This window comes from Prevotella sp. 885 (assembly GCF_002265625.1).
Taxonomy (GTDB): domain Bacteria; phylum Bacteroidota; class Bacteroidia; order Bacteroidales; family Bacteroidaceae; genus Prevotella.
In genome coordinates, this window is the sequence record NZ_NOVE01000025.1 from 1 (window position 1) to 12753 (window position 12753).

The following is a 12753-nucleotide window of genomic DNA, read 5'->3' on the forward strand; positions in this document are numbered from 1 at the left end:
AAGTCCCTTGTACATATTAATGCTGACATCATTTTTCATACAGCAAAGGTAAACATCTTTACGGAAAATCTATCATGTATCGTTGATATATTTGGGTAGGGATGCCACGGACTTTATCGGATGAGCCATAAACCTCTTGATTAGAAGCACCACGAAGAATGTCTATCAGCAGTTTAAATCCTACTTGTTGTTTAGTGCGCATGATGGCGGAAAGAGCCTTTTGTACAAGTATTGTTCCGTTAAATCTACGAGGAGGATTTTTGCAAACATCACAGTTGTCGCAATCATGATCCATTGTTTCTCCGAAATAATTGAGCAGAATTCTTCGTCGACACACTTGACTCTCCGCATACTCCTGCATACGATCCAACTTTTCATTATTGATATTCTGTTGACCACTTTCTTCTGCAAACTTTCTAAGCATTATAAGATCACCTACTTGATAAAACAGAATAGTCTCGCAAGGAAGTCCGTCACGTCCTCCACGTCCTATCTCTTGATAATAGCTCTCTATACTTTTCGGCAGATTGTAATGAACAACAAAGCGCACATTACTCTTGTCAATACCCATACCAAAAGCAACCGTTGCGCACACCACATCTATTTCGTCGTTAATAAATGCTTCTTGAACATCGTCTCGCTCCTTAGCAGAAAGTCCAGCATGATAAGCCTTGGCACGAATACCTTTTTCTTGAAGTTTCTCAGCCACCATTTCTGTAGTTTTCCTGCTCATGCAATATATAATACCACTCTCGTTATGATGACGAGCAATCAACGAAAGCAGAAAGCGCAACTTATCTTTTGCAGAATAGCCACGACGAACATCTAGCGACAAGTTTGGACGATCGAAAGATGATATAAAAATCTTCACTTCTCCTGTTTCATCTTTATCTAAACGGAGTTGCTGTATTATATCTTCTTTAGTAATTTTATCAGCAGTTGCTGTAAATGCCGCAACAGGCACATTAGGAAACAATTCTTTTAGCTTACCAAGCTGAGTATATTCCGGTCTAAAGTCATGTCCCCATTGAGAAATACAATGAGCTTCATCTATAGCAAACATACTAACTTTGAGAGAACCAGTTGGTTCTGTTCCATGAGAATTACTGAAGATACCATATTGAATCTCTGATAATAATTTTTCAGGCGACACATATAACAATTTATATTCACCTCTGTATGCACGTTCTGCTATATCATGATTCTCAGCTTCTGAGGCATTACTATTTAGAGCAGCTGCAGCAATGCCGTTAGCACGTAGACTCTCTACTTGGTCTTTCATCAAAGATATAAGAGGAGAAACAACTATAGCCGTACCAGGCATCATCAATGCCGGTATCTGATAGCAGATACTCTTTCCACCGCCAGTAGGCATCAACACCAGACAGTCTTTGTTGCTAAGTATATGGCGTATAATGTTCTCTTGTAGAGGGCGAAAGGAATTATATCCAAAATATCTTTTGAGTGTAGATAGCATAGGTTATTATTTTAAGGTGTAATATTAATATATATATATTAATGTGACAAATGTACAAAGAATAATCGAAAAATAGAATAACGAAACGTATTATTTTGTTCAGTTTTTTCTAATGACATTTTGTCTTGCCACATAGTACTACTTCTTTTTTCTCTATCTGCTAAGTTGGGATATGATTTCTATATCTTATAGATAATCCATTCTACTATAACTCCAAACAGCAATAATTATCCCAAAAAAGATTTTGCTTTTTGGATTAATTGTTGTAGATTTGCGCTGAGATAATGATATTTAGAATAATCAATTGACTTTAGAAATATATGGATTTGACTCATAATATCATAGAATATGTAAATTGCTGTGTAGGAGCATTTGCCAATCGTTTTAGTTTGACATTGGCGCAGTCATACGCCTATTTACGCAGGTTTAAAGGAATAGATTTCCTTATAGATTGTTATGCAGCAGAGCATACTCTTTCTATAGAGGATGCTGTAGAGGATATAATGTTGTTATGCCAAAAGAATGGAGGACGATTGGGATGTTGACTTTATATCATGGCAGCAACGTTGTGATTGACAAGATAGATTTATGTCGATCACGTAAAGGCAAGGACTTTGGCTGTTATGAGCGAAGATATCCAATTTCAGATAGAATGCCTCTCTACCGAGTTGGTTGAGATGTTGATGCAAAAATATGGGTGGAATATGAAGAAGGCACTTGATGAACTGTATTCTTCCGAGACCTATAAGCGTTTGTGCAACCCAGATTGTGGTTTGTACTACGAAGGTTCGGTGTATGTGTTCTCGTATTTAGAAAACGAGATAGAAACAGGTATAGTAAAATAGATTCATGAAATCCCTCCTCTCTCACCGTCTTTCCATGGACGGGATAAATGATATTTGCTTGCTTGTTCAGGGCGAGCAAAACCATAGTTTAAAGGAACAGCTTTATCAGCTTACGCTTGACGACGACCGCCGCGTGGCTGTCAATGCGCTTTGGACGTTCACGCATTTTGCGTTGGCTGACAATGTTTGGCTGTTTGCCAAGCACGACCAGCTTATCGAACGTGCCATCACGGAGCAAGACGTGACGAAGCTCCGCCTTATTCTCACTCTGCTTCTTCGCCAACCATTCGATGAAGAAGCCATCCGTACCGACTTCATTGATTTCTGCCTGACGCGACTCGCTGACCCGAAGTCGCCCTATGCCGTCAGAGCCCTGTGCATCAAGCTTGCCTACGAGCAGATGCGCCATTGGCCCGAACTGCTAAACGAACTTCGCCAGACTCTCGAAATGATAAGCTGCGAACCGCTATCGCCTGGGCTGCGTTCGGCTTGGCAGCAGGTGATGAAGAAATGCCTTACAGGTGTTTTTTGACACGAAGAACATGTCTTCTTGTCAAAAAAACATGTCTTCATGTCCGTCATGCAAATATCGTACAAAGAGTAAAAAGCTGTTACAAAATAAAAATCAATTATAGAGAATCATAAAGCTGTTTTTATAGTTTTTTACAGCATAAAAAACACCCTTGATGACCATCAAAATAACAATAGTGCCCTCAAAGTGCTACTTTTACAGTCTCAAAGAGGCGCTGTTGCAAGGTAATAGTTGAAGTATTGGGAGGTAAAACAAGCACTATGACACCTTAAAAGAGCCACTTTTACAACCAGTTTGTTTACGCATTTTTCTTGTAAATCACATAATCGGCTGTGTGTCAGCGTTATAGCTCCAAACGCTCAAAACCCAAGAATTTCGCACCAAAGATTTCTTCGTGCGTTCAACTCATAGTATTGAGCGTTAGAAATGCAAATATTGTGTCGGACGGTGTGCCGTCCATCTTCTTGCCGTCCTTGTACATTTGGCGCATACGACGATAAAGTGGAAGACAAACGTTGATGACTTTGTCAAGTGAAAGCGCATAAAAAGCCTTGCTTGCGTAATAAATGCCTCCGAAAGGAGTGATTTTCTCAGATTTTATGTTTACCTTTGCCATATGTCGGATATTCTTTATTTAAGTTTTAAGCAGCACTAAGGTAAGTGAATTTCCTGACATATGCAAGCATTGGATAATTTATTGTTAGCCAATGTCTTGCTTTCTTGTAAAATTATAAGTCTGCTAATTTAAGGAATAACGATAATTACAATAAGTATGGAATCAAGATTGTTTCAAGTATTAAAAGCTTTCAAAGGTGCTGATGGTTGTGAAGCGAACCTATTTGAAGAGTTTAAGAAAATAGCTGAAGCAGCATTCTTCTCTGGCTATTTCCTTATTAATGGCGGTTGTAAGGATGCGTATAAGCTAAAGTTGACCTGCATCGAATTCTATTACCATGAGGATGATGGCAATATTAAAGATGAAAAAAAATATCTGAAAGGGAAAGATGAATTTGGTTATGCTTTAGGTGCTGTATGTCCAAATCCATCGGGCGTTGATGTTTTGTTTGATGATCCACAGAAGAAATACCATGCGTCTTTCTTGATCAGAGGCTATAAAGCCATTGTGCCTGGGGAAAAAGAATGGGAGAATAATGAAAAAAGAAAAAATTGGGCTCCTCATGATTTTTGGTATGATTTATTTGGTGGAGCAAATATGCTAAGCAATGGTAAGTTTTGTATAGAATGGATAGATGAGCCTGATGAAACATCGGGCTATGCAGAACCTATGCAGCGAATCAATATAAACGACAACAGATTATGGGGATTTAAACGAGTTGAAAAGCTATGATAACAGAACAATATAAAGACAAAGTGTTTTTTTCACAGTTGCTACGTACTGATTATCCCAATATCTATAAGGATGTTTGTGAAATTCTGGATGCTAATAACGTAGCGCATGAAACGCTTCCTTTAACTAAGGATTATTGGTGTCGTGATTATATGCCGATACAATTTGCATGTGATCGTTTCTCCCAATTTGTATACAATCCCGACTATCTAAAAGGAAAGGAAAAATACATTACTGATGTAGACAAAGTGACGAAGAAGATGGTTGGAAATAAATTTATTGTCAATCATTCTTCTTTGGTTATAGATGGTGGAAATATTGTTGTTGGCGAAATAGAACAACCAAATACTTACACCACTAAATCCTTTATTGTAATGACAGACAAGGTGATGATAGAAAACGAAGGATTGTCTCAAAAGGAGATAGAATCTAAAATTCGGGATTCTTTCAAACCTAAAGAATGTAATTCAACTATTGGTGAAATAATTATAGTATGGCTACCATGGGATAAAAAGGATGTTTGTGGGCATACGGATGGTATCTTAAGATTTGTCGGTGTACAAAAAGATGGGAAACCTGTAGTGTTAACCAATCTTTCTGTATATGATGATGGTATTGCGACTCTAATGCGTAATGTATTGATGGAACATTTTTATGTTATAGAGTTGAATCTTTCTGAATATAACGAATTAAGTTGGGCATATATCAACGCTCTTCAGACGCGTGATGTTATTATTGTTCCAGGAATTGGCAATACAAAACTTGATAATGAAGCAATGAGTCATTTTATTGCTTTATATCCAGATTATAAAGGAAGAATTTATCAAGTTCAGATGAAAGTATTCATCGAGAAATGGGGTGGAGCTTTGAATTGTTGTTCATGGACAATTAGTGAAGATATGTCCAAATTGCATCACGATATAGAGAATGACAAAAGATACATTTCTATTATAGAGAAGTATCAGAAAGACTCTAAGAGTGTATGCTTTGATGAAATCCGATTCCTTGGTGACTATTATCCTAAAAAACTAGAGAATGATAATAGGGATTTGGATCGTTTGTATTATGGTTTTTAATACAAAGTGGCCAGGTAAGTACACTGTCTTTCCATGGACGAGATAAAAGACATTTGCTTGCTTGTTCAGGGTGAGCAAAACAATAGTTTAAAGGAACTGCTTTATCAGCTTATGCTTGACGACGACCGCCTTGTGGCTGTCAATGCGCTTTGGACGTTTACCCATTTCGCTGTCGACGACAATGTTTGGATGTTTGCCGACCCCAAGTCGCCCTATGCAATAAGGGCGCAGTGCATCAAGCTTGCTTACGAGCAGATGAAATACTGGCCCGAACTGCTTAATGAACTGCGCCAAACACTAAATATGATAAGCTGCGAACCTCTGTCGCCGGGAATAAGTTCGGCTTGGAGACAGGTGATGAAGAGATTGTAGTTATAATGAACAGCCGCTAAAGATGCCCTTTAGCAACTACATTATAACTTCATCATGTATAGTAACATGCTGTCACAGGCATAGTCAAGCTCAGGCATAGAATCGACTTTCTTCAGTTTTATGTTGCATTTATTGCAGAAATCACTGATGAGAGCGAAGGTCAGCTTGTCGCTTACTATGATTTTTTCGGGATGTATTCCGAGCATGCAGAAATGGTTGGCGAGTTGTGTAAGCAACTTTTGTGTGTTGTCAGGATAGTTGCACGCAGAGCTTCTTCTGCTATATTACATGAATATACTATCCAGCAAATCTTTATATTGGGATATCCAGTTTTCTGCTTGATAATCGTAAAACTTATCATCAGAATTAATAGCAAAGGGAATCCCGTACTTATCAAGCTGCTTCGTCATGAATGAAGCAAATTCTATCTGTTCCTTTACACTATAATTATCGTCTTTGTTATAATCTCCAGGCATCCAAGCCCCAACCCAGGTGTAAATACCAGTTTCCTTTTGCCAATCAACTGCAACCTTGATACTTTTCTTTATCTGTTGCTTTTCTTCTGCCGTACCTGAAGTCCAGCGTTTTTTGTTGTTGGTCTTGCTGGGACCTGCAGCATAGAAATGCCATTCAGCCATCAGATAACTATTGCTCTGCGAAGGAGTCTGCAAGTATTTAAGACCTTCAGGATGAGACAGTTTTGGAGGGGCTATAAAGATGATTCGCTTTGGATTGGTCTTGCGAATGGTCGCCACACAATCCTCATAAAGAGAGTTGAGTTCAGCCACATCCTTTTTTACTTTGTCCGAAGGTTCTACAATCAAATCAAACGAAACCTTTGGTGAGAGATCCTTGCATCTTTCAGCCATTATCTTCCACCACTTTACTACTTTCTCATGCTCCTCAGCATTTGGATTCTCCTTATAAGGTTTGGCGGAGAAGGCTATAATTGGAATCAGGTCATTCTGCATGCAGGTATTTATCTGCGAAAACAGTCTCTTGAAATCCTCATCCGTGAAACGATAATGATGTAGGCGGAATCTTACATGCTTGATACCTTGCTGGGCAAATCTCTTTACTGCTGTTTCCGAATAGGCACCATATTTATTTTTTTCACTTCTTCCCCACCAATCTACATCTATTCCCTTCTTCAGCATCTGCTGATAGTCTTGTGGAGTGATGGCAGAAGGCTGGGCGTTTGCTATGAATGCTGTCAAAGTCAGCATCAGACTTATAAATAATCTTCTCATGATTTTATTAATATTTATTTTACTGACATAGTCACAATATAAATACCATCTAAAACGGTTGAAGTTAAAAACGAAAGTATCCTTTTTACATCTTTTAACCCCAAGTAAGCGTAATGTTCTTGTTTCATTCGTCCTGTTCACCGTGATGCGTCGCATGATGGGAGCCTTACCGTTCTTGTCTAATCCGCTCTTTTTGTTACAAATCCATACTCCATTTTGCAAGCACTTCTCTTGGACGAAGACGGGTTATGCTATACGACTCAATTGTGTTGCCGAGAGTTCTTCGTTCAAACTCTGAAGTTCCAATAAGGTTGTTTGCTGTGACAGAGAACTCCCAACGCTTAGCCTTGTAGGCAATGGCAAAGTCAAGAAAGTGGTTTATGCCGATGCTCTTGTCGTTGGTATGGAAGAGTTCGTTCTTCACGCTCAGCATCCATCCTTTGGCAGGGAAAACATATAGTTTAAGGAAATGTTCCCAGTCGGACGTGGGGGCAGAGGAGAGTTCTGAAGACGTGAGGTTCTTCTGCTTGTAAATGTTCACATTTGACTTTCCTTCAATAGAAAGAAATCTCGCTGGACGCAATGAGTAGTCGAACGAAACAGCGGTTGTGTTCATACGTGCATCATTCACAATGCCCGACACAAGCATACTATAATCTGTGATGTTGTGTGAGGCACCAAGACCTATTAGTGTCTTTGCCCATCCAAAAGACTTGCTTACACGACCATAAATGCCTATTGTCTGCATGGCATATTCCTTGTCTGTAGCAGTCATGGTATAGATGTTGCCGTTCATCGCACTCTCGTAAAGGATGTTTCCCGACATTCTATTATATGTAGGACGAATATTAAAGAACAGTCCCGACACAGGATTGGTGTATTTATATGCTGCAGTTGCATGAAGGGAGTGAGTAGCATCCATCTTGCCTCTATTCACTTTCTGCGTGCGATAACTTGTGAAGATAGGAATGTCATAGATAGACCTTCCCATCAATGGAGCATTCGCATAACCAAAATTAGCCGAAAATTCAGAAACAACAGTTGCCTTACAATTCCAGTTGACCGAAGGGTCTATCCACAGATGATTGCTTCTTGATTCACGATAAGACTGACGGGCATAACTTATCTTCGACTTTATTCCAATCCTGTGCTTTCCGAAAAGGAACGACATGGAAGGAGTCCAATACGTGCGAAGCAACTGATACACATTCGTCTTCTCCGCTTCCCCGTCCATTGCCACACCAATGCTCTGATAGTCGTAGTTCACTCCCAACTCATTGTTGAGATAGTGTCTGCCGACTTTCAGTTTATATTGCATTTCATTCTGTGTGGAGAAGAAACCGAGATTCAGCCGTTCTGTCATTCCACCAATAGTGAGCAACTGTCCTGGCAGATAGCTATAGGTCCAATAACTTTCAACGTTGTATATGTTGCCCTTTGCCGTTGTGTGCGACATCTGAAAATCCTCAGTAATACTGCGCTTGTGCGGCTTCACCATCATGTCGGTGCGCTGTCCGTTGTACATCATCGTGCCGACACTCTTGTTGAAGTCAATATAACCTTTAAGGTTGTTCTTGACGAAACTCTTGCTGCTGTTGTACTGATAATTAGCCTCACCCTTCCATTCGCTTCGGGTGTTGCTGACATTCTGCTCCTCAACGATGACAGGCATGTCGGCAAGGGTGAGATAAGTGGATGAATTATAGTCCTGCATGTCGGTCTTGTCTATAAATCCATTGCCTTGCACACGCAGTTCCGAATCCTTACCAGTCTTCCAAAGCCAGTTGCCGGCTACAAGATGACTATTGTTGAAAGTATAGCGGTTGTCTGCAAGGTCGGGAGCTGCAACCGACATCATTGAGAGAAAGCCCGATTCAGAACCTGTTCTTCCTTTCAACAATGCAGCAAGGTCGAGCACCTCATTATCGAGTTGCTTGCCGATGTTGTTGTTCTTGTACATCATAAGCGTCTGATACTTCTTGTTGAAACGCATACCCATCAGTCGGCAGTCGTAAAGAAAATCATCGCCACAACCAAGACCAATGTCAGCCGTCCCCGTCCAAACAGCTTTGGCATCATCTTTCAATACAAGGTTGAGAGCAGCTTGCTCGCTAAACGCTACGCCACGCAACGACTTCACCGACTGATGATTCTCCAACACCTGCACACTCTTTATCTTATCAGCTGAGATGTTTTGGTTGGCAACGCCATATTGCGACCCCATTAAGTCAAGTCCCTCGATATAGAACTTATTGATAGGTGTTCCTTGGTATTCCACCTTGCCGTCAGCTTTTACTTCAAGACCTGGCATCTTTGCTATTACATCAGCTATGCTTCGGTCTTGCCCCTGGCGGAAACCTGCAACCGAATATGTGAGCGTGTCTCCCGTACTCTTTATACGCTCCGCTTTTATCTTTACTTCCTTTAGCTTGAAGCCACCTTCTACCAACGTGATAGTCATGCCGTCCTTCAAATCAGCAAACGGCATTGTCTTTTTCTGATAACCAATATAACTTACCGTTATGCTTGCAGGATTTTTCCCTTTAGGAATAGTCAGCTTATATTCACCCTTATCGCTTGTGAGACAATACGCCACGGTTGACTTGCTCTCAGTCGATGCCACAACCGAGGCACCTACCAAGAGTTCTCCTTTCTTACCCTTCACCTTTCCCGTGAAGGTTTGTGCAGAGAGAGAAAGGTTGGTTAGCAGAAGTATGAAAAATATGGCATATCTCATTGCTTACCAAATGGTTATTGCATATCACTTATTCGTATTTATCCATTAAACAGGCATTGAAAGTCCTTTGTGCCTTAGGCGGTTCGCTATATTCGCTACCTTGCAAGCGGTTAGTGGTATTCCATTGGTCTTTCCAGTAATCCTCAAGCAGATGTTGAAACTTGACAGGAGTAGAACGCAAATAACGTTTAGGTTGAAAACAGATAGTTGCAGTTTGCCGCATTTGCTCTATTCCTGTAGCTACAAACGAAAATTCATGTCGGCTTTCAGAAGCAGCCAATATGAGTCCTGGCAAACCACCTAACTTCCATGGACCGTTATCAAAAGGCAAGTCCAACGAATACCATGCAGTCCAAGTGCGTCCGCGGAACTGACAAACGGCTTTATGGCAGGGATAACCTATAATAATAGTATCACCCTCGGCAAGTTCCCAAGTAAAGGTCGGAATGGATTCCTCATAACTGAAGAAAAAATCATTGTGCAGGACATCCGTGTAAGTGAGAGTGCCCCTCTGCGGAATATGCTTATAAACTTCATACTCGCGTCCTTTCTTAGAGCCAAACGTATTTGCCAAGAATTGCAAATAGCTCATAGGGTCGGTATTCACACTCTTTACAGAGTCGCGTTGATGCAGAAACTGCTCAAACCGTTGGCTATAAAACCGAGACGAATGACTGCCTATATCCAACAGATTTATATCATCATACGCTTCCTTTTGCTCATGTGTGTGTTTATATAATGCACGATACTGCACACGCACACTTACCGTGTCCACCACCTCTTGGGAATGGACGCATGAGGCAAATAAACAAAATGCCAATAAACTGAAGAGTATTTTCATAAGCAACAATTCTTTTTATTTACTTCAACTCAAAGGTTGCCATAAGCAGCACCTTATTGCCATCTATGTTTTCTTCGTAGAAGAAGCGATAGACGCCAGGATTGTTTGGCAGAATATCGGGAAAAAGATGGGCTGTGATGGTGCCGCTTTGACCATCGCTTAAAACATGACCGATGGCCGTGAACGAGCAATCGGTGGGCACAACAAACCAATTGCCATCCGCTCCTTGGGCCGTGATGCTATAGGCATCGCCATACACAAATTCTTCGCCACTATGGTTGGTAATCGTGAATCTGATCTCCGTGGTGCCCAATGGATAGGAAGGCTTCTCCGCCTTGAGGGAGATACCTTGGTAGATGCTCACGCCTTCCCTGTTGTCGATGATAGGGTCCAACTTGCCCTCAAACCTGATGGCGGGCGAGTTGTAAATCTGCCTACGAAACTCCTGCTGCTTCTCCTTCGTGTTCCAACGGAGCGCAACATCAATGGAGTTGGATCCCATTCCAAATCCAACAACATTTCGCAAGGCCGGGGTCTTGTCTTCCGACAGGAACTTCCGCTCAAGTATCCGCATAATGGAGTTCAGTTCCCTATGCGAATATTTACGCGCCGAAGCCTTGCGATAGGTTCTCTTCTTGCTCTTGACAACTCTCTTTTTGCTAATGGTCGCTACCTTCTTTTGTTGAGCGGCAAACGACTGTTTGCAAGCAGCAAAAGCTGTTTGCATTGAAAGGAACATTGTCAATCCTAATATTATTGCATTGAGTAGTTTTGGCTTCAGTCTCATAGTTATCAGCAATTAACAATTTAATATGTAGAGAGATATGAACTCTTATAGTATATTTCTTTTCTTATGAGAAAAGTTCAATTTATTTTGCAAATATATTGTATTTTAGTTTATCTACAAAATGACACAGCCAGAAATAATCCATCTTTTTCTTTGCCCATCCCATTTTTCTTTATACCTTTGCCCCCGAAACATCAAGAGCAGTATTAGAATCTGCACCAACCGAGCACGACAGCCACGGTGGTCAAGGTACGATGTGGAAATAAGTTTAATTTCAAAAACAAGTCTTTATGAACAATTCATTTTACAACGATTTCGCTGCGCGTTTCGCAGCCAGTACACTCCCTTCACTTGTCAGATCATTCAATAGCCAGGTTGGAAAGCGTGGCTTCAATTCCGTGCGTGCAGCCCATGACCAGGCTCTTATTGACGAGCTGGTGCGCCGTGGCATTGACGTGTCGGCAGTATTCGACGGAACAACCCTTTCTTTTGCCCATCATGTTGAGCTGGACAACAACAGGCTGGTAATCAGATAATAAAATCAATTAGCAATATATAGAAAGTCGATGATGCCGTCTGCTCTTGGCATAATCGACTGTAAAGATCGTTAGATTATCGCTGTCTTTATTCATTGTCTTTCTTAATGACAACATATTTGACATCTGCTCCCATGCCACACCAATATCCGGTGGCACCGTTCACGTTGCCTCTGATATTGTGCGTAGGAGCCATGAAGAGATTGTCTGCCATTGTAAGGTTGCGTGAATAGTCGCTCCAAAAATTGTATGAGACGTTGTCGATATGAGCAAGTTTTATGGCGAGCGTGTCGTTAAGGCAGAAGAAGGGGATGTATTTTTTTCCCGTTGCCACTCTGTGACTGCGGTATACTGTAATTTCCTTATCTTTCTTTAATGCAGCTCCCTCAATGCTTCCCAGATACGAAGCCACGAACAGACGGTTGTTGGTTCCCTCACATGTGAACAGCTGATAATATGCATTGTGCGCTTTTTCTGTGTCGATATCCAGTTTCACTTGAAACATGGTGTCTGATTCTGCACATTGTTCCAGTCTTATGTTTTTTATTGGATGCGTTTCAGGAATGGTTGTGGTTGCCGTTGCGTGCCAGTCCTTATATTCAATGTCCAGGGTGTAAGTCTTGCCAGCTACACCACGCATGTTTCCGGTGGTGTATATATAAGGCGGAAAGAAGCGCGAGTCATATTTTCCTGTCAGCACCACCTTTCTTTCTCCGTCCGAAACCGACACTTTCGCCCAGCGTATCAGGTATTGTGCAAGTGAGTCTATCCTTTGATACTTATCGCTGATGGTAAGGCTCTTCGTGAGGATAACCACTGGGTATCCTCCTTCGTCAATCCATCCTTCCACCACCATCTCACTCTTTTTTTCTGTTGTAAAGTCGGCCTCACAAGCCACAAGCATTCCTGCTATGACCATTATGATGGTAAAGAGAGCAGTCTTCTTATTCAT

The 12753-nt window shown here is 41.1% G+C and carries 12 protein-coding genes, 2 pseudogenes and 1 riboswitch; of the genes and pseudogenes, 6 read left to right on the forward strand and 8 right to left on the reverse strand.

Going from position 1 to position 12753, the window contains the following annotated elements; translation table 11 throughout:
- Positions 1 to 70: 70 nt before the first annotated feature.
- Positions 71 to 1477: pseudogene (locus CHL74_RS08630) on the reverse strand (RecQ family ATP-dependent DNA helicase); the annotation flags it as partial.
- A gap of 320 nt (positions 1478 to 1797) precedes the next feature.
- Between CHL74_RS08630 and CHL74_RS08635 the strand changes: the two are divergent.
- On the forward strand, positions 1798 to 2022 hold the full coding sequence (locus CHL74_RS08635) for a DUF3791 domain-containing protein (RefSeq protein ID WP_094880766.1): 225 nt from the start codon (positions 1798 to 1800) through the stop codon (positions 2020 to 2022).
- A 304-nt stretch (positions 2023 to 2326) separates the two neighbouring features.
- On the forward strand, positions 2327 to 2854 hold the full coding sequence (locus tag CHL74_RS08645) for a hypothetical protein (protein WP_094880768.1): 528 nt from the start codon (positions 2327 to 2329) through the stop codon (positions 2852 to 2854).
- Between the two features lie 400 nt (positions 2855 to 3254).
- Here CHL74_RS08645 and CHL74_RS08650 read toward each other — a convergent pair whose 3' ends face one another.
- Entirely contained in the window at positions 3255 to 3470 is a 216-nt protein-coding gene (locus CHL74_RS08650; protein WP_094880769.1) for a hypothetical protein, read from the reverse strand.
- A 156-nt stretch (positions 3471 to 3626) separates the two neighbouring features.
- On the opposite strand from CHL74_RS08650, the gene CHL74_RS08655 reads away from it, so the two are divergent.
- Genes CHL74_RS08655 through CHL74_RS08665 form a run of 3 tightly spaced genes read left to right on the forward strand, consistent with a single transcriptional unit; the run spans position 3627 to position 5650 of the window.
- Complete coding sequence (locus CHL74_RS08655; protein WP_094880770.1) at positions 3627 to 4202, forward strand: hypothetical protein; 576 nt, start codon at positions 3627 to 3629, stop codon at positions 4200 to 4202.
- Positions 4199 to 5278, forward strand: coding sequence for an agmatine deiminase family protein (locus CHL74_RS08660; RefSeq protein ID WP_094880771.1), 1080 nt, complete (start codon positions 4199 to 4201; stop codon positions 5276 to 5278). The genes CHL74_RS08655 and CHL74_RS08660 overlap by 4 nt, the downstream gene beginning before the upstream one ends.
- A gap of 33 nt (positions 5279 to 5311) precedes the next feature.
- Positions 5312 to 5650 carry a hypothetical protein gene (locus tag CHL74_RS08665; protein WP_094880772.1) on the forward strand — a complete coding sequence of 113 codons (339 nt, stop codon included), beginning with the start codon at positions 5312 to 5314 and terminating at the stop codon, positions 5648 to 5650.
- Positions 5651 to 5691: 41 nt separating this feature from the next.
- Here the strand turns inward: CHL74_RS08665 and CHL74_RS15550 are convergent.
- From CHL74_RS15550 to CHL74_RS15555, 5 genes and pseudogenes are all read right to left on the reverse strand, one after another.
- Positions 5692 to 5889 (reverse strand): annotated as a pseudogene (locus CHL74_RS15550) (DUF6930 domain-containing protein); the annotation flags it as partial.
- A 45-nt stretch (positions 5890 to 5934) separates the two neighbouring features.
- Entirely contained in the window at positions 5935 to 6900 is a 966-nt protein-coding gene (locus CHL74_RS08670; protein ID WP_176452209.1) for a glycoside hydrolase family 5 protein, read from the reverse strand.
- 196 nt (positions 6901 to 7096) lie between these two features.
- Positions 7097 to 9637, reverse strand: a complete 2541-nt coding sequence (locus CHL74_RS08675; protein WP_094880774.1) for a carboxypeptidase regulatory-like domain-containing protein — start codon at positions 9635 to 9637, stop codon at positions 7097 to 7099.
- Between the two features lie 28 nt (positions 9638 to 9665).
- Positions 9666 to 10478: a GLPGLI family protein gene (locus CHL74_RS08680; protein ID WP_094880775.1), complete on the reverse strand. Its 813-nt coding sequence runs from the start codon at positions 10476 to 10478 to the stop codon at positions 9666 to 9668.
- A gap of 19 nt (positions 10479 to 10497) precedes the next feature.
- Complete coding sequence (locus CHL74_RS15555) at positions 10498 to 10980, reverse strand: immunoglobulin-like domain-containing protein (RefSeq protein WP_141241276.1); 483 nt, start codon at positions 10978 to 10980, stop codon at positions 10498 to 10500.
- Positions 10981 to 11451: 471 nt separating this feature from the next.
- A riboswitch (SAM-I-IV-variant riboswitch) is annotated at positions 11452 to 11557 on the forward strand.
- On the opposite strand from CHL74_RS15555, the gene CHL74_RS08690 reads away from it, so the two are divergent.
- Positions 11556 to 11801: a hypothetical protein gene (locus CHL74_RS08690; RefSeq protein WP_094880777.1), complete on the forward strand. Its 246-nt coding sequence runs from the start codon at positions 11556 to 11558 to the stop codon at positions 11799 to 11801. Its footprint overlaps the riboswitch before it by 2 nt.
- A gap of 88 nt (positions 11802 to 11889) precedes the next feature.
- Here CHL74_RS08690 and CHL74_RS08695 read toward each other — a convergent pair whose 3' ends face one another.
- Entirely contained in the window at positions 11890 to 12753 is an 864-nt protein-coding gene (locus CHL74_RS08695) for a DUF4249 family protein (RefSeq protein ID WP_094880778.1), read from the reverse strand.